This is a genomic window from Devosia sp. P1_H9, assembly GCF_056405135.1.
Window position 1 is genome coordinate 103,679 of record NZ_JBFUCQ010000002.1, and the last position, 15,670, is coordinate 119,348.

The following is a 15,670-nucleotide window of genomic DNA, read 5'->3' on the forward strand; positions in this document are numbered from 1 at the left end:
TGCTCCCCTGCCCTCGCCCGTCACTGCAGGTTCTGCGGCAGGCCGTCGGCGATGTCGTAGTAGTCGCCCTTGTCGGCGACGAAGATGTGCATCGCGAGGCGGGTGTGGGTGGGCGTGTCGAAGGCCCCCATGTAGATGCCGATCCTGTGGTGGTGGACCGGGTCGAAGAACAGCGACGAGCCGCAGATCGAGCAGAAACCGCGGCGAACCTTCTCCGAAGAGTGGTACCAGCCAACCTTCTCCTCACCGAAGATGGTTAGGGCGGCCTTGGGTACATCCGTGCCCGCTTCGTAATGGCCGGTGTGCTTGCGGCATTTCGTGCAATGGCAGGCGGTCGGTGGCGTCAGTTCGCCAGTGACCTCGAAATGCACCGCGCCACATAAACATGATCCCTTATGCATCATCGCCCCCTCCTCGACGGCAGGACGATAGCGTTAGGCGACGCTGTGGAGAACCCTCAGCGTTCGGCGGCCCGGCGGGCTGCGACGAAGGCTGGGCCGTTGGGGAGGCGGCCGGTGGTGGGGCTCTGCTCGTCCAGCACGCGCCAGAACGGGGTGATGGCTTCGACGGGCATGCCGGCGGCGTAGGCTTCGATGGCGGCTTCGGCGACGGTGCGCAGGTGATAGCCGGTGTAGATCGGACAGGTCACCTCGGCGTTGTGGATGGTTGCGAGGTCGCGGCGCATCGCCTTGGTGTCGATGGTCTGACCCCGTGGGATCGCCGACATGAAATCGGCGATCATTTGGGGTGTCGGCACCAGCATGACCTGGCCGGCGTGCATGCCGGCGATGCTGATCGGGGCGGGTTTGATCACCGGCTCGGCCGGTGCGTTGAGCTTCTCAGTCCAGGACTTGGCCATGGTTCAGACGAGAGGCAGGTAGAGGATGGTGAGGAGGTCTGACGGCGCGGTGTCGCGCGGGCTGTTGAGATATTCCTCGAGCACCGGCGCATCGGCGATGTCACGGCCCGACTGTGGTAGCCAGGTGCCGAACATCCAGTTGTACTCGGCGAGCATGTCGGGGTACGGCCCCTTGTGGCGGAGGACGGCGTAGTCGCCGGCGCGTGTGGTGGTGACTGGCAGGCCTGCTGGCGGCGAACTCAGCGTGGCGGCTGCCGCCGAGCGGAGCTCGTCCACCGGCACGGCGCTCGGATCGTCACCGTAGATCCCGAACATGCGGGTGTTCTGGTCGATGAGGCCAGCCGTGGCGAGGCGGCCAAACAGCAGGTCGAAGGCCATCCCGATGTTCATGTAGTCACCGACATGCGGCTCGGTGGCGATGGTCATCGCCGGGAGATGACGGATCTCGACATCGTAGTGTGGCGTCGGAGCGCCGTTCTGCGCCGGGTTGAATACGGTGTGACTGCCTTCGCGGCGGTAGCGGGCCGGCGGCATGCCGTAGGCGTCGGCGAAGATGCGGGTGAAGGATTGGCGATTATCGTAGCCTGAACGCTTCGCGATGGCTTCGACCGGCGCATCGGTGTTGGCCAGTTCGTTGGCGGCGCGCATCAGGCGGAGGCGACGGACGGCGGCTGCGGCGGTTTCGCCGCGCATAGCGGAATAGATGCGATGCCAGTGCCAGGGCGACATGGCGGCCACGTCGGCGAGGCGCTCGAGATCGAGCGGCTCGTCGAGGTGATCGTAGATGTAGGCGGTGACGCGGTTGATGCGGGCTTCGTAGCTCTGGGTCATGGGCTTACCTCGTGTGCCACGTGGTGTGCCATGAGCCGATTTCACTAGTCTTGCGGACCTTGCACGCGGCCGTTGGCGATGAGCCACGTGAGCGCCTCCTGCACGGCTTCGAGCGAGGAGTAGCGCGGGGTGAAGCCGAGGAGGCGCCTGGCCTTCTCCATAGAGTGACTGGGGCTGCGGGCGATGTGCTCCCAGGTGGCGTTGGCCTCGTCGGGATCCTGCCCCACCTTCCACTGGTCGAACGGCAGGTAGCGCAGTTTTGGCTCGTGGCGGAACCAGCGGTACATGGCTTCGGCGTAGCCGCGCAGGTTGATCGCCTGCGGGGAGACGGCGTTGAAGGCTTCGCCGACGGCGGTGGAGCGGCTGGCGATGATGGCCATGATCTGCCGAGCCAGGTCGTCGGCGTGGACGTGGTGGACGGTTTCGAGGCCGAAGTTCGGGAGCGTGAGCTCCTCGCCGCGGGCAATCTTCGAGAAGACTTCGGAGTTGAAGTGGCCGGCCGGGTTCAGCGGGTCCCAGCCGGGGCCGACGATGTGGCCCGGGCGGAAGACCGTCGCCGGGAAGCCGGTGCGGCGGGCCTCGTCGAGCAGGTAGGTTTCGATGGCGGCCTTCTGGGTGCCGTACTCACCGAAGGGGTTGAGTGGCTGGTCCTCGGTGGCGGGCACAGCGGTGTTGTGGCCGTAGACCCAGATGGTGCCGCAATGGAGGAAGTGCTGGACCTTGCCGCGCAGGGCTTCGACCAGATGCTGGGCGCGCGGCAGCACGAAGCAGATCATGTCGATGACGATGTCTGCCTCGAGAGCGGCAATGGCAGCACCGAAGCTCCCCTCGTGCTCGGCGGCATCGCGGTCGATGAGGACGGTCTCCACCTTGCCCCAGGCGGCGTTCGGGGTGTAGGGCGCGCGGTGGCCGCGGGTGACGTTGACGACGTGATGGCCGGCGTCGACCAGGCGGGGCACCAGGTAGGTACCGACGTGGCCGCTGCCACCGATGATGACGACTTTCGACAAGGCTTCCTCCGAGTTGCGCAAAGCTTAGTCCGTTGCGTTGCAAGGGGAAAGCCGGCCGCGGTACACAGACGTGCGAAGGCGCCCGACGGCCCTGGCCTCGGGGTTTCCAGTCAGTCTTGCCGCTACTGGATGAGCGGCACGGGCGGGACTTCGTCCCTGTGGCGGTCGTCCGCCGAACTGTACAAGGCTTGGGACTCTCGCCCCGCCCATTGCGAACGGTCTTTTGGCCCGATGGTGCGCAAAGCGGACGCTTCCACCAAACCCTGGCCAGGACGCCTCCCAACCAGCCCGAACCCTCCCCGCGACGCCGCGTAGCGCCTCGCATCGGGAAAGTAGATGCAGTATAAGCCCCTCCCCCAGCACGGGGATAAGTTGGAAGAAGGGGCGCGAAAATGAGCATGCTGCCGCTTTTGGCGCTCGGCGACCGTATCATGATCTGCGGCCCGTCGAACGCCGGCAAATCCACGCTGGCGAGGGCAATCGGCCGCAAGCTGGAACGCCCGGCCATTCATCTCGATCTGCTTTATCACCTGCCCTACACGAACTGGGAGCCGCGCCCCAGGGAGGAGTTTGTGGCTCTGCACGACGCGCAGACCGCTACGGATAGCTGGGTGATTGAAGGCAACTACTTCGCCACCGTGCCGCAGCGGCTTCAGCGCGCCAGCGGGATCGTCATGATGGGGAGCGAGCCCTGGCGAGCTGCGCTGCGCAATTTCAGGCGTACGCTATTCGAGACCGGCAGTCGCGCGGGGCAACTCGAGGGCAATATCGACAAACTGAACTGGCGGCTCTTCCGGTTCATCCTGTTCGAGCAGCCCAAGAAGCGGCAGCGCGATCTGGCGATCCTGCGCGCCGCTGGCCTGCCGATGATCGAGCTCAACTCGATGGCTGAACTGAAGCGTCTCTATGCGGCGTGGGGGCTGGACCGCTAGGCGGGTTACGAGGTCTTCGGTTTCACTAAGCCGAGCCGGATGACGCTTTCGGCGGTGGCGAGGATCGAATCCTTGGCCGAAATGAACTTGCGGCCCAGCAGCTTCTCGCCTTTCGAGCCGTCGAACACCTTCTCGTTGCCGATATCGTTGATGATCTGGCGGGCCGGACCGCCGAAGCTGGCGATGATCTTGATGATCCAGTCTGGCACCTTCTTCATGGTGATCTCCCAGGTCGGATAGGCCTCCCGGAGGATCTCGGCGACCTTCGGGAACGGGGTATACTCGCTGGTGGCGAGATAGCGCTGGTTGGCCGCCTCGGGCTTGTCGAGTGCTGCGAGGTGCAGGGCGGCAACATCGCGCACATCGATGATCGAGAAGCCGTTGCTGGGCATGGCCGGCACCGCGCCGGCGAGCAACCCGGACACCATGCCGAGCGAGATGCTGGCGTCCACATCGAGTGCGGGGCCGATAATGGCGCCGGGATGGATGGTGGTCAGGGCGATGCCGTTGTCGTTGGCGAAGGCCCAGGCGAACTGCTCCGCCTTGGTCTTGCCGACGCAATAGGCCCAGGTCCAGCGCATGCCCTCGAGATTGGTGAAGTAGGTCTCGTCGTAGACGCGACGGCCGCTGGTCTGGCCGTGGCCATAGCCGACCGTGGCGATCGACGAGGTCATGATGATGCGCTTGATGCCGGCGGCGTTGGCGAAGCGGAAGACGCGCTGCGTACCTTCGAGCGCCGGGCGGATGACGAGGCTCTGGTCCTTGGGCTCATCGGCTCGGATGGCCGTTGCGATGTGCATGACGGTGGCGACGCCCTGCATCGCCTCTGTCCAGCCCTTGTCGTCGAGGAGATCGGCTTCGACCAGTTCGAGGCGGTCGAGGGCGCCCTGCCCCAGCTCAGTGGCGAGCGTGGCGCGAACTTCGTCGGCGCGGCTCAGCGATCGGATCGTGCCCCGGACCCGGTGGCCCGCCCGCAACAGCTCGAGGATTGTCCACTTGCCAACAAAGCCAGTCGCACCGGTGACAAGGATGAGGCCCTGGTCCGTCATTTCACTCTCCCCAATCGAGTGCCGCCATTACGGCGCAGATTATGTTCTGCGGTCAAACGAAAAGGCGGCCCGGATGAACCGGACCGCCCTGAACTTCGCCGAATGCCTAGGGCTTACGCCGCTACGGATTCGTCGTCGGTCTCGCGCACTTCCACCGGACCCGAGTCGAGGCCCTTGGCGTCGACGTCGCGATCGACCAGCTCGATGACCGCGAGGGCGGCATTGTCGCCGTAGCGGAAGCCGGCCTTCAGGATGCGGATGTAGCCGCCGTTACGATCCTTGTAGCGCGGACCGATCGTGGCGAACAGCTTCTGGACCTGGGTCTCGTCCTTCATCTGGGCGATGGCCTGGCGACGGGCATGCAGATCGCCGCGCTTGCCGAGCGTGATCAGCTTCTCGACGATCGGACGCAGTTCCTTGGCCTTGGGCAAGGTGGTCACGATCTGCTCGTGCTTGATCAGCGAGGCAGACATGTTGGCGAACATGGCCTTGCGATGAGCAGAGGTCCGGTTGAGCTTACGGTTCGAATTACCGTGGCGCATTTTGTTACTCCCTAAGGCCCGGGCGTCTCACGACGGGCGGTTAGTGGCTTTTGGCCAGCTTAATAGTGATCTTCGTAGCGCTTGGCCAGATCGTCGATGTTCTCAGGCGGCCAATTCGGCACGTCCATCCCGAGGTGCAGGCCCATCTGAGCCAGCACTTCCTTGATTTCGTTGAGCGACTTGCGGCCGAAGTTCGGCGTGCGCAGCATCTCGGCTTCGGTCTTCTGGATCAGATCGCCGATGTAGACGATGTTGTCGTTCTTCAGGCAGTTGGCCGAACGGACCGACAGCTCGAGCTCGTCGACCTTCTTGAGCAGCGCCGGGTTGAAGGCGAGTTCCGGGACGCTGTCCTGGGCCTTTTCCTTGGTGGGCTCTTCGAAGTTGACGAACACCGACAGCTGGTCCTGGAGGATGCGGGCGGCGTAGGCCACCGAATCTTCCGGGGAGATGGCGCCGTTGGTCTCGACGGTCAACGTCAGCTTGTCCTTGTCGAGGCTTTCACCGGCACGGGTCGCGTCGACCTTGTAGGACACGCGGCGAACCGGGGAGAACAGCGCATCGACCGGGATGTAGCCGATCGGGGCGTCGTCCGGACGGTTCTTGTCGGCCGGGACGTAGCCCTTGCCAGTGTTGACCGTGAACTCGATGTTGATCTCGGCACCGTCGTCGAGGTGGCAGATCACGAGGTCCGGGTTCAGCACTTCGATGTCGCCGGTGACCTTGATGTCGCCGGCAACAACTGCGCCCGGGCCCTGCTTGGTGAGGGTCAAACGCTTCGGACCTTCGCCGCCCATCTTCAGGGCGATTTCCTTGACGTTCAGCACGAGGTCGGTAATGTCTTCGCGCACGCCCGGAAGCGACGAGAATTCGTGCAGGATGCCGTCAATCTGGATCGCGGTAACGGCCGCGCCCTGGAGCGAAGAGAGCAGCACGCGGCGCAGAGCGTTGCCGAGCGTCAGGCCGTAGCCGCGCTCAAGCGGCTCCGCCACGACCGAGGCCGTGCGCACGCTATCGCTGCCCGAAACGATGTCCAGTTTGGTCGGCTTGATGAGTTCCTGCCAGTTCCGCTGGATGGTCACGGTGGTGTCCTTTCAAATGGGCGGTCCGCCTAACCGCCTGTCCGCTATGCAATGTACCTATCCCGGCGCGAGGGGCGCGCCGGGAGATCTACCGTAACGGAGGTTAGACGCGGCGACGCTTGCGCGGCCGGCAACCGTTGTGCGGGATCGAGGTGACATCGCGAATGCTGGTGACGTTGAAGCCAGCAGCCTGCAGCGCGCGAAGCGCCGATTCACGGCCCGAACCAGGACCGCGGACCTCGACCTCGAGGGTCTTCATGCCGTGTTCCTGGGCCTTCTTGGCCGCGTCTTCCGCCGCAACCTGGGCGGCATACGGGGTCGACTTGCGCGACCCTTTGAAACCCATCACGCCCGAGGACGACCAGGAAATGGTGTTGCCCTGCACGTCGGTGATGGTGACCATGGTGTTGTTGAACGACGCATTCACATGCGCAACGCCATTGGTGATGTTCTTGCGCTCTTTGCGACGAACGCGCGCGACTTCAGCTTTTGCCAATTTGCTTCCTCAGTTCGATATCGACGCTGCCGTAGTTCCAGCAGCTACATCAGGATGGCGGAGAGGTGCTCCGCTACCCGGATTACTTCTTCTTGCCGGCGATCGGCTTGGCCGGACCCTTGCGGGTGCGGGCATTGGTGTGCGTGCGCTGACCACGGACCGGCAGGCCCTTGCGGTGACGGAGGCCACGGTAGTTACCGAGGTCCATCAGGCGCTTGATGTTCATCGCCACGTTGCGGCGCAGATCACCCTCGACGACGTAGTCGCGGTCGATCGCTTCGCGGATCTGGATCACTTCGGCGTCGGTCAGGTCGTTGACGCGACGCTCGGCCGGGATGCCGACCTTCTCGGTGATCTCTTTGGCGAACTTGGCGCCGATCCCATGGATGTACTGAAGCGCGATAACCACGCGCTTATTGGTCGGAATATTGACGCCAGCAATACGGGCCACGTCCGCTCTCCTATAGTCGGCAGCTCACGCTGCCCGTTTGATAACGACAAGGGACCGGAATCCGCCCCCTCACTCAGTTGAGGAACCGAATCCAGCCCGATAATCCATGAGACTGGCGCGGTTCATAGAGGCAAGGTTCCACAGAGTCAACTGCGGAGCCCCTGCCCCGAGGTATACTAGTTATGCACGGCCCGGCGGATGGCCGCCGTAACCTCATCGACCGGCTGCATGCCGTCGACAGACTTCAAGAGGCCCTTGCCGCGATAGAACTCAACAAGCGGCGCGGTCTGCTCGCGATAGACATTGAGGCGGTTGCGAAGCACGTCCTCGTTGTCGTCGCCGCGAGCAACACCAGATTCCTTTGCCCGTTTGGCGATGCGCCCGACCAGCACGTCGGCGTCTGCGGTGATTTCCACCACCGCGTCGAGCTGCATGCCCTTCTCGGTCAGCATCTCGTCGAGCGCCTCGGCCTGCGGAATGGTCCGCGGGAAACCGTCGAGCACGAAACCGGCCCGGCAGTCTTCCTGGTCAAGCCGCTCGGACACGATGCCGTTGACGATCTCGTCGGAGACGAGGTCACCGCGGTCCATGATCTCCTTGGCGGCGAGGCCCATGGGGGTCTTCGCAGCGATGGCGGAGCGCAGGATGTCGCCGGTCGAAAGCTGCGGGATCCCGTAGCTATCGATCAGCACCTTTGCCTGCGTGCCCTTGCCGGCGCCCGGAGGTCCCAGAAGGATCAGCCTCATTTACGCTTGCCCCCAAGGCGCGACCGCTTCACCAGGCCCTCGTACTGCTGGGCGATCAGATGGCTCTGCACCTGGGTCACCGTATCCAGCGTCACCGTCACGATGATCAGCAGCGAGGTGCCGCCGATGAACTGGCTGACGTTGAGCTGGCTGTGGATCAGCTCGGGAATGAGCGCCACGACAGTAAGATACAGCGCGCCGACCAGGGTGATGCGGGTGAGCACGTAGTCGATGTAGTTCGCCGTCCGCTCGCCCGGCCGGATGCCGGGAATGAAGCCGCCGGAGCGCTTCAGGTTGTCCGCGGTGTCGGTCGGGTTGAAGACGATCGAGGTGTAGAAGAAGGCGAAGAAGATGATCAGCGCAGCGAACAGCGCCAGGTAGAGCGGCTGGCCGCGGCCGAGCAGCGCCGCCGTCACCGACAGCCACTGCGGGGCGTCACCCTGCGCCGCGAACGACGCAATAGTGGCGGGGAGCAGCAGCAGGGACGAGCCGAAGATCACCGGGATAACGCCCGAGGTGTTGAGCTTCAGCGGCAGGTGCGAGGTGTCGCCCTGGAACATCTTGTTGCCAACCTGGCGCTTCGGATACTGGATCAGCAGCCGGCGCTGGGCGCGTTCGAAGAACACGATGATGCCGATCACCAGAATGGCGATGAGCGGAATGCCGAAGCCCCAGAAGCCGGAGATGGCGCCCGTACGGGCGAGCTCAAGCGTCTGCACGACGGTTGCCGGCAGGTTCGCCACGATACCGGCGAAGATGATCAACGAGATACCGTTGCCGATGCCGCGCGAGGTGATCTGCTCACCAAGCCACATCAGGAACATGGTGCCGCCGACCAGCGTGATGACGGTCGAGAGCTCGAAGAACAGGCCCGGATTGAGCACCACACCCTGGCTGCCCTCGAGGCCCTTGGCGATGCCGTAAGCCTGCACCGCGCAGAACAGCACGGCAAGATAGCGGGTGTACTGGTTGAGCTTGCGACGCCCACTCTCACCTTCCTTGCGGAGGGCTTCGAGGCGCGGCGAGGCAGTGGTGACCACCTGAACCACGATGGACGCGGTGATGTAGGGAATGAGGTTCAGCGCGAAGATCGCCATGCGCTGCACGGCACCGCCGGCGAACATGTCGAACATGCCGAAAATGCCCTGCTGCGCCTGCTTGAAGGTCGCGGCATAGGCATCGGGATCGATACCGGGAACCGGGATGTAGGTGCCAAGCCGGTAAACCAGAAGCGCACCCAGTGTGAACCAGATGCGCTGCTGAAGGGCCTTCGCCTTGGCGAAGGTCCCGAAGTTAAGATTCTTGGCCAGCTGTTCGGCTGCGGACGCCATAGTCGCTCCCTTTAGAATGGGGCCAGGCGCTCTTAGGCGTCAGCCTTCACTTCTGCCTGAGGCATATCGACCTTGCCGCCGGCTGCTTCAATAGCAGCGAGGGCACCCTTGGTCGCGTGAGCAACCTTGAAGGTCACCTTCTTGGCCGTGAAACCGGAGCTGCCGATCAGACGAACGCCATCGAGCTCGCGGCGGATCACGCCGGCCTTCACGAGAGCGGCCGCATCGACCACGCCCTTGATGTCCAGCTTGCCGCTGTCGATGTAGTTCTGGATGCGGTCGATACGCAGCTGGTTCCACTTCTTGGGATTCAGAGCGTTGAAGCCGCGCTTCGGCATACGCATGTGAAGGGGCATCTGGCCGCCTTCGAAGCCGTTGATGGCTACGCCGGAACGAGCCGTCTGGCCCTTGCCGCCGCGACCACCGGTCTTGCCGACGCCCGAGCCGATACCACGACCGACGCGTACGCGCTTCTTGTTGGCGCCCGGGTTGTCCCGGAGTTCATTCAAACGAGTCATTGTTCTCGTTCCTTATTTGGCGTCGACGACGCGCACGAGGTGCGGGATCTTACGGATCATGCCGCGGACCTCGGGGGTGTCCTTGAGGGTCGACTGCTTGCGGATCTTGTTGAGCCCCAAACCGATGAGGGTGGCGCGCTGGTCCTGCGGACGGCGCGTCGGGCTGGCGATCTGCTCGATGGTGACGGTCTTGTCGGCCATAGTTCTAACTCCCAAGCCCTAATCAGGCTTCGACGGTCTCGCCACGGCGAGCCTGCAGGTCCGAGACCTTCAGGCCGCGGCGGGCGGCGACCGAACGCGGGCTATCAACGCGCTTCAGCGCATCGAAGGTGGCCCGCACCATGTTGTAGGGATTGGCGGTGCCCTGCGACTTCGCCACGATGTCGTTGACCCCGAGGGTCTCGAACACGGCGCGCATCGGGCCGCCGGCGATGATGCCGGTACCGGGAACGGCGGCACGCAGGATGACCTTGCCGGCGCCGTGGTGGCCGACCACATCGTGGTGCAGCGTACGGGCATCGCGCAGCGGAACGCGGATCATCTGGCGCTTAGCCTGCTCGGTCGCCTTGCGGATGGCCTCGGGCACTTCACGCGCCTTGCCGTGACCAAAGCCAACGCGGCCCTTCTGATCACCAACCACCACGAGGGCAGCGAAACCGAAACGACGGCCACCCTTCACAACCTTGGCGACACGGTTGATGTGCACCAGCCGGTCGACGAATTCGCTATCGCGCTCTTGAACGTCTCTCATCGAATTTTCCTTTGTCGCCGGATCAGAACTGCAGGCCGCCTTCGCGGGCCGCATCACCCAGGGCCTTAACGCGGCCATGGTAGAGGTAGGCACCACGATCGAACACGACCGTCGACACCTTGGCAGCGAGGCCACGCTCGGCAATCAGCTTGCCGACAGTGGCTGCGGCCTCGGCGGTCGAGCCGTTCTTGACCTTGGCCTTGACGTCCTTGTCGATGGTCGAAGCGGCAGCAAGCGTGCGGCCGGACGCATCATCGATGATCTGGGCGTAGATATTTTTGTCCGAGCGGTGCACGGACAGACGCGGGCGGCCATTCGAATTGGCCTTGAGCGCCTTGCGAACTCGGGCCTTGCGGCGGTCCGCACCTTTGAGGCTGATGGGCATCTCGTGCGCTCCTTACTTCTTCTTGCCTTCTTTGCGGGCGATGTACTCGCCCACATAACGCACGCCCTTGCCCTTGTAGGGCTCCGGCGGACGCCAACCGCGAATGTCGGCGGCCACCTGGCCAACCTGCTGCTTGTCCGAGCCGGTGATAACGACTTCGGTCTGCGTCGGCGCCGCGATGGTGATGCCAGCCGGAGTCTGGAACACCACTTCGTGGCTGAAACCGAGCGACAGCTTCAGATCCTTGCCCTGCATGGCGGCGCGATAACCAACGCCCTGGATCTGCAGCTTCTTCTCGAAGCCCGCGCTGACGCCGATCACCATATTGTTGATCAGCGCGCGGGTGGTCCCCCAGGCAGCCCGAGCTTCCTTGCTCTCGTTGGCGGGCTCGATGACGATGCCGTCATCGGTCTGCTTGGCGTTCACGATATCCATGAGCGTCAGCGCCTGCTCGCCCTTCGGCCCCTTTGCGGTGACCTTGCGATCGCTGATCGTGACGGTGACGCCACTGACCGGAGCAATCGGCTTTTTGCCTGTACGGGACATTCTTTCTACTTCCTTCGGAGTAATCGTCACACCGACGGCTTCAAGGCGTGAGCCTTAGAAGACGCGGCAGAGTACCTCGCCACCCAGGTTCTGGGCTTTTGCTTCATGATCGGCCATCACGCCCTTGGGGGTCGAAAGGATCGACACGCCAAGGCCATTCGCGACCGAGGGGATATTCTTGACCGACGCATAGACACGGCGACCGGGACGCGAGACGCGCTCGATGGTCCGGATCACCGGGGTATTGTCGGAGTACTTCAGCTCGATGTCGAACTGGGCAACGCCGTTGTCCATTTTGCTTTCCGAGTAGCCGCGGATGAAGCCTTCCGACTTCAGCACGTCGAGCACGCGGCCACGCAGGGTGGAAGCGGGAGTCTGGACGACATCGCGACGGCGCATCTGCGCGTTGCGGATGCGGGTCAGCATATCGCCGATCGGATCAGTAAGGCTCATAGCGTCTGTCTCCTTACCAGCTCGACTTCACAAGGCCCGGGATCAGCCCGAGGTTGCCGAGCTGACGCAGGGCAATACGGCTGAGCTTGAGCTTGCGATAGTAGCCACGCGGACGACCCGTGAGCTCGCAGCGGTTGTGCACGCGGTTCTCGGCCGAGTTACGCGGCAGCGCGGCAAGCTTGAGCTGCGCGGCGAAGCGTTCCTCGAGCGAAACGCTCTGGTTCATCACGACTGCCTTGAGCTTGGCCCGCTTGGGACCCAGCTGCTTGGCAAGGCGCTTGCGCTTGTTGTTCTTTTCGATGGAGCTGGTCTTTGCCATGTCTCGTCCTTCTCTCTTCCGTTACTGCCGGAAGGGGAAATTGAAAGCCTTGAGCAGCGCCCGGGCTTCGTCGTCGGTGCGCGCGGTCGTGCACACGATGATATCCATGCCCCAGGTCTGATCGATCTGATCGAAGTTGATCTCGGGGAAGATGATGTGTTCCTTGATGCCCATGGCGTAGTTGCCACGGCCATCGAACGAATTCGGGTTCAGCCCGCGGAAGTCACGAACGCGAGGCAGAGCGATGTTCACCAGGCGGTCCAGGAACTCGTACATGCGGGCCTTGCGGAGCGTCACCTTTACGCCGAGCGGCATCTCTTCGCGGACCTTGAAGCCGGCGATCGACTTGCGAGCGTGGGTGATGACGGGCTTCTGGCCAGCGATCTTCTCGAGATCAGCAGCCGCCGACTTCACCTTCTTGGTGTCGTTCACCGCCTCGCCGACACCCATGTTCAGCACGATCTTGTCGAGCTTGGGAGCCTGCATGACGTTCTTGTAGCCGAACTCTTTGATCAGGTTCGCCTTGATGGTCTCGTCGTACTCGGTACGGAGACGCGGGATATAGACGGTGTCAGCCATCGATCGTGTCCCCGGTCGACTTGGCGACGCGCACCTTGGTGCCGTCGGCGTTGATCTTGAAACCGACGCGCGACGGCTTGCCGTTCGCATCGACGATCGCGAGGTTGCTCAGGTGGATCGGGGCTTCCTTGGTGAAGATGCCCGCATCCTGGCTCGCGGTCTGCTTGGTGTGACGGCGCACGAGGTTGAGCCCCTGCACGGTGGCCTTGGTGGCCTCCGGGAACACCTGGGTGACCTGCCCGGTCTTGCCCTTGTCCTTGCCGGTCAGAATGACGACCTTGTCGCCCTTCTTAATCTTGGCCGCCATCACAACACCTCCGGCGCAAGCGAAATGATCTTCATGTGGTTCTTGGAACGCAGCTCGCGCGGCACCGGCCCGAAGATACGGGTACCGATCGGCTCGGCCTGGTTATTGATCAGGACGGCGGCGTTGCGGTCGAAGCGGATGACGGTGCCATCGGCGCGGCGAACCGGGAATGCGGTGCGCACAACGACGGCCTTCATCACCTGGCCCTTCTTGACGCGGCCACGCGGGATCGCGTCCTTGACCGAGACAACAATGATATCGCCCACCGAGGCGTACTTGCGGTGCGAACCGCCGAGTACCTTGATGCACATGACACGACGCGCGCCGGAATTATCGGCAACGTCGAGATTGGACTGCATCTGGATCATGGCTTGATGCCTTTTTCAGTTTCGGGGTCTGCCTACACGGCGAGCCCTAAATTCCGGTTACGCGGAGGGCTTGAGGACCCAACGCTTGTTCTTCGAAATCGGCGCCGATTCTTCGATCCAGACGACGTCCCCGACCTTGGCCGCATTGGCCTCGTCGTGAGCGTGGTACTTCTTGGACCGGCGCACGGTCTTCTTCATCACCGGGTGGGTAAAGGCGCGGTCAACCCGCACCACCACGGTCTTCTCGTTGGTGTCGGAGACCACGGTCCCCTGCAATACGCGCTTGGGCATCGGTTGCTCCTTACTTCGCCGCGGCTTTTTCGCCGAGGATCGTCTTCACCCGCGCGATTTCGCGGCGGACTTTCTTGACCTCGGTCGGCTTTTCCAGCTGCTGGGTAGCGCGCTGGAACCGCAGGTTGAACTGCTCTTTCTTCAGGCTGAGCAGCTGATCCTTCAGCTCATCCGGGGTATTGGCCCGGAGGTTGGCGGTGTGGCCACTGCCCTTGGCCTCGATCTTCTTCTTGGGTGCACGTGCCATGGCGATCAATCCGCAATGCGGGTGACGACCCGCGTGATGATCGGAAGCTTCATCGCGCCGAGGCGCAAGGCTTCCTTGGCGACGTCCTCGGGGACGCCGTCGATTTCGAACAGGATACGACCGGGCTTGACGCGGGCGGCCCAGAATTCAACCGAACCCTTGCCCTTACCCATACGAACTTCGGTCGGCTTCTTGGAAACCGGCAGGTCCGGGAAGACACGGATCCAGACGCGGCCGGCGCGCTTCATCTCGCGGGTGATCGCGCGGCGGGCCGCTTCGATCTGGCGAGCCGTAACGCGCTCGGGCTCCTGGGACTTCAGGCCGAACTGACCGAAGGCCAGGTCCGTGCCACCCTTAGCATTGCCATGGATGCGGCCCTTATGCGCCTTGCGGAACTTGGTACGTTTTGGTTGCAGCATTTTTGTCTATGCCTTCTCAGTTCGCCGGCGCGCGATCGCGATCGCGACCGCCACGATCACCGCGCTCGTCCCGATCGGAACGCTCGCGACGCTGACCGCCCTCGTTCGAACCGCCGCCTTCAGTGGCGCGACGCTCGTGAGCGGACGGATCGTGCTCAAGGACTTCGCCCTTGAAGACCCACACCTTGATGCCGATGATGCCGTAGGTGGTCTTCGCTTCGGCAGTGCCGTAGTCGATGTCGGCGCGCAGCGTGTGCAGCGGCACGCGACCTTCGCGGTACCACTCGGTGCGGGCGATGTCGGCGCCGCCGAGACGGCCGCCCACGTTCACCCGGATGCCGCCGGCGCCCATACGGATCGCCGTCTGCACTGCACGCTTCATCGCACGACGGAACGCCACGCGACGCTCGAGCTGCTGGGCAATGCCCTGCGCGACGAGGTTCGCATCGGTCTCGGGTTTGCGCACTTCAACGATGTTGATGTGCACTTCGCTGTCGGTGAACTGCTTCACCTTGGCGCGGATCTTGTCGATGTCAGCGCCCTTCTTGCCGATCACGATGCCCGGACGGGCAGTGTGGATCGACACGCGGCACTTGCGGTGCGGACGCTCGATGACGATCTTCGAGACCGCGGCCTGCTTGAGATCTTCGAGCAGCGTCGCACGGATCTTCAGGTCTTCCTGCAGCAGGTTACCGTACTCACCTTTGTTCGCGTACCAACGCGAATCCCAGGTGCGGTTGATGCCGAGGCGCAGACCGATCGGGTTGATCTTCTGACCCATTATGCGGTCTCCTCAACTTGGCGAACCACAATGGTGAGGTTCGAGAACGGGCGCTCCATGCGGGCAGCGTGACCACGGCCACGGGCCATGAAGCGCTTCATCACCAGCGAGTCACCGACATAGCACTCGGCAACAACCAGGCTGTCCGGGTCGAGACCGTGATTGTTTTCGGCGTTCGCGATGGCGCTCTCGAGCGTCTTCTTGACCGAGCCGGCGATACGCTTGCGCGAGAAGGTCAGCTCGGCGAGAGCCTTGTCGACCTTCTTGCCGCGGATCATCGCAGCCACGAGGTTGAGCTTGATGCCCGAGGTGCGAAGCATGCGGAGAACCGCCTTGGCCTCGTTGTCCTTGAGCGACCGCTGAGTTTTCGGCTTGCCCAT

General features: G+C 63.4%; 27 protein-coding genes. 1 reads left to right on the forward strand and 26 read right to left on the reverse strand.

What is annotated here, in order from left to right; translation table 11 throughout:
• Nucleotides 1-20: 20 nt before the first annotated feature.
• From AC1DYL_RS03565 to AC1DYL_RS03580, 4 genes are read right to left on the reverse strand one after another with little or no spacing between them, the layout of a single operon-like run.
• Entirely contained in the window at nucleotides 21-401 is a 381-nt protein-coding gene (locus AC1DYL_RS03565; RefSeq protein ID WP_477172414.1) for a GFA family protein, read from the reverse strand.
• 56 nt (nucleotides 402-457) lie between these two features.
• Entirely contained in the window at nucleotides 458-859 is a 402-nt protein-coding gene (locus tag AC1DYL_RS03570) for a hypothetical protein (protein WP_477172102.1), read from the reverse strand.
• Between the two features lie 3 nt (nucleotides 860-862).
• On the reverse strand, nucleotides 863-1,690 hold the full coding sequence (locus AC1DYL_RS03575) for an AraC family transcriptional regulator (protein WP_477172103.1): 828 nt from the start codon (nucleotides 1,688-1,690) through the stop codon (nucleotides 863-865).
• 44 nt (nucleotides 1,691-1,734) lie between these two features.
• Nucleotides 1,735-2,700: an NAD-dependent epimerase/dehydratase family protein gene (locus AC1DYL_RS03580; RefSeq protein ID WP_477172104.1), complete on the reverse strand. Its 966-nt coding sequence runs from the start codon at nucleotides 2,698-2,700 to the stop codon at nucleotides 1,735-1,737.
• Between the two features lie 392 nt (nucleotides 2,701-3,092).
• Between AC1DYL_RS03580 and AC1DYL_RS03585 the strand changes: the two genes are divergently transcribed.
• On the forward strand, nucleotides 3,093-3,632 hold the full coding sequence (locus tag AC1DYL_RS03585; RefSeq protein ID WP_477172105.1) for a P-loop NTPase family protein: 540 nt from the start codon (nucleotides 3,093-3,095) through the stop codon (nucleotides 3,630-3,632).
• A 5-nt stretch (nucleotides 3,633-3,637) separates the two neighbouring features.
• Here the strand turns inward: AC1DYL_RS03585 and AC1DYL_RS03590 are convergent, their stop codons facing one another.
• From AC1DYL_RS03590 to rplV, 22 genes are all read right to left on the reverse strand, one after another.
• Nucleotides 3,638-4,681: an NAD-dependent epimerase/dehydratase family protein gene (locus AC1DYL_RS03590; RefSeq protein ID WP_477172106.1), complete on the reverse strand. Its 1,044-nt coding sequence runs from the start codon at nucleotides 4,679-4,681 to the stop codon at nucleotides 3,638-3,640.
• 113 nt (nucleotides 4,682-4,794) lie between these two features.
• A complete protein-coding gene (rplQ, locus tag AC1DYL_RS03595; RefSeq protein ID WP_477149303.1) occupies nucleotides 4,795-5,223 on the reverse strand; it encodes a 50S ribosomal protein L17 in 429 nt (142 codons plus the stop codon).
• A gap of 59 nt (nucleotides 5,224-5,282) precedes the next feature.
• Nucleotides 5,283-6,302, reverse strand: a complete 1,020-nt coding sequence (locus AC1DYL_RS03600; protein WP_477149302.1) for a DNA-directed RNA polymerase subunit alpha — start codon at nucleotides 6,300-6,302, stop codon at nucleotides 5,283-5,285.
• 103 nt (nucleotides 6,303-6,405) lie between these two features.
• On the reverse strand, nucleotides 6,406-6,798 hold the full coding sequence (rpsK, locus tag AC1DYL_RS03605; RefSeq protein ID WP_055049094.1) for a 30S ribosomal protein S11: 393 nt from the start codon (nucleotides 6,796-6,798) through the stop codon (nucleotides 6,406-6,408).
• An 82-nt stretch (nucleotides 6,799-6,880) separates the two neighbouring features.
• The gene (gene rpsM, locus AC1DYL_RS03610; RefSeq protein WP_477149301.1) at nucleotides 6,881-7,249 is read right to left on the reverse strand and encodes a 30S ribosomal protein S13; all 369 of its coding nucleotides are present in this window, start codon (nucleotides 7,247-7,249) and stop codon (nucleotides 6,881-6,883) included.
• Between the two features lie 176 nt (nucleotides 7,250-7,425).
• Nucleotides 7,426-7,995: an adenylate kinase gene (locus tag AC1DYL_RS03615; protein WP_477149300.1), complete on the reverse strand. Its 570-nt coding sequence runs from the start codon at nucleotides 7,993-7,995 to the stop codon at nucleotides 7,426-7,428.
• A complete protein-coding gene (secY, locus tag AC1DYL_RS03620; RefSeq protein ID WP_477149299.1) occupies nucleotides 7,992-9,326 on the reverse strand; it encodes a preprotein translocase subunit SecY in 1,335 nt (444 codons plus the stop codon). Before secY ends, AC1DYL_RS03615 begins: the two co-directional genes overlap by 4 nt.
• Nucleotides 9,327-9,358: 32 nt before the next feature.
• The gene (gene rplO, locus AC1DYL_RS03625) at nucleotides 9,359-9,844 is read right to left on the reverse strand and encodes a 50S ribosomal protein L15 (RefSeq protein ID WP_055877882.1); all 486 of its coding nucleotides are present in this window, start codon (nucleotides 9,842-9,844) and stop codon (nucleotides 9,359-9,361) included.
• A gap of 12 nt (nucleotides 9,845-9,856) precedes the next feature.
• A complete protein-coding gene (rpmD, locus tag AC1DYL_RS03630; protein ID WP_055877885.1) occupies nucleotides 9,857-10,045 on the reverse strand; it encodes a 50S ribosomal protein L30 in 189 nt (62 codons plus the stop codon).
• 22 nt (nucleotides 10,046-10,067) lie between these two features.
• Complete coding sequence (gene rpsE, locus AC1DYL_RS03635) at nucleotides 10,068-10,595, reverse strand: 30S ribosomal protein S5 (RefSeq protein ID WP_055049088.1); 528 nt, start codon at nucleotides 10,593-10,595, stop codon at nucleotides 10,068-10,070.
• A gap of 22 nt (nucleotides 10,596-10,617) precedes the next feature.
• The gene (rplR, locus tag AC1DYL_RS03640) at nucleotides 10,618-10,980 is read right to left on the reverse strand and encodes a 50S ribosomal protein L18 (protein WP_477149298.1); all 363 of its coding nucleotides are present in this window, start codon (nucleotides 10,978-10,980) and stop codon (nucleotides 10,618-10,620) included.
• Nucleotides 10,981-10,992: 12 nt separating this feature from the next.
• Entirely contained in the window at nucleotides 10,993-11,526 is a 534-nt protein-coding gene (rplF, locus tag AC1DYL_RS03645) for a 50S ribosomal protein L6 (RefSeq protein ID WP_477149297.1), read from the reverse strand.
• 54 nt (nucleotides 11,527-11,580) lie between these two features.
• A complete protein-coding gene (rpsH, locus tag AC1DYL_RS03650) occupies nucleotides 11,581-11,979 on the reverse strand; it encodes a 30S ribosomal protein S8 (RefSeq protein ID WP_477149296.1) in 399 nt (132 codons plus the stop codon).
• 13 nt (nucleotides 11,980-11,992) lie between these two features.
• Complete coding sequence (rpsN, locus tag AC1DYL_RS03655; RefSeq protein ID WP_055877897.1) at nucleotides 11,993-12,298, reverse strand: 30S ribosomal protein S14; 306 nt, start codon at nucleotides 12,296-12,298, stop codon at nucleotides 11,993-11,995.
• Nucleotides 12,299-12,319: 21 nt separating this feature from the next.
• The gene (gene rplE / locus AC1DYL_RS03660) at nucleotides 12,320-12,877 is read right to left on the reverse strand and encodes a 50S ribosomal protein L5 (RefSeq protein WP_477149295.1); all 558 of its coding nucleotides are present in this window, start codon (nucleotides 12,875-12,877) and stop codon (nucleotides 12,320-12,322) included.
• Nucleotides 12,870-13,184 carry a 50S ribosomal protein L24 gene (rplX, locus tag AC1DYL_RS03665; protein ID WP_477149294.1) on the reverse strand — a complete coding sequence of 105 codons (315 nt, stop codon included), beginning with the start codon at nucleotides 13,182-13,184 and terminating at the stop codon, nucleotides 12,870-12,872. The genes rplE and rplX overlap by 8 nt, the downstream gene beginning before the upstream one ends.
• Nucleotides 13,184-13,552 (reverse strand): 50S ribosomal protein L14, encoded by a 369-nt coding sequence (gene rplN, locus AC1DYL_RS03670; RefSeq protein WP_055877905.1) that lies wholly within the window; start codon nucleotides 13,550-13,552, stop codon nucleotides 13,184-13,186. Before rplN ends, rplX begins: the two co-directional genes overlap by 1 nt.
• Before the next feature lie 57 nt (nucleotides 13,553-13,609).
• Nucleotides 13,610-13,843: a 30S ribosomal protein S17 gene (rpsQ, locus tag AC1DYL_RS03675; RefSeq protein WP_423067702.1), complete on the reverse strand. Its 234-nt coding sequence runs from the start codon at nucleotides 13,841-13,843 to the stop codon at nucleotides 13,610-13,612.
• A 10-nt stretch (nucleotides 13,844-13,853) separates the two neighbouring features.
• Nucleotides 13,854-14,090 (reverse strand): 50S ribosomal protein L29, encoded by a 237-nt coding sequence (gene rpmC / locus AC1DYL_RS03680; protein ID WP_477149293.1) that lies wholly within the window; start codon nucleotides 14,088-14,090, stop codon nucleotides 13,854-13,856.
• 5 nt (nucleotides 14,091-14,095) lie between these two features.
• Nucleotides 14,096-14,509, reverse strand: a complete 414-nt coding sequence (gene rplP / locus AC1DYL_RS03685; protein ID WP_291307874.1) for a 50S ribosomal protein L16 — start codon at nucleotides 14,507-14,509, stop codon at nucleotides 14,096-14,098.
• Between the two features lie 16 nt (nucleotides 14,510-14,525).
• Entirely contained in the window at nucleotides 14,526-15,290 is a 765-nt protein-coding gene (gene rpsC, locus AC1DYL_RS03690) for a 30S ribosomal protein S3 (RefSeq protein WP_477149292.1), read from the reverse strand.
• Complete coding sequence (gene rplV / locus AC1DYL_RS03695; protein ID WP_055877918.1) at nucleotides 15,290-15,670, reverse strand: 50S ribosomal protein L22; 381 nt, start codon at nucleotides 15,668-15,670, stop codon at nucleotides 15,290-15,292. Before rplV ends, rpsC begins: the two co-directional genes overlap by 1 nt.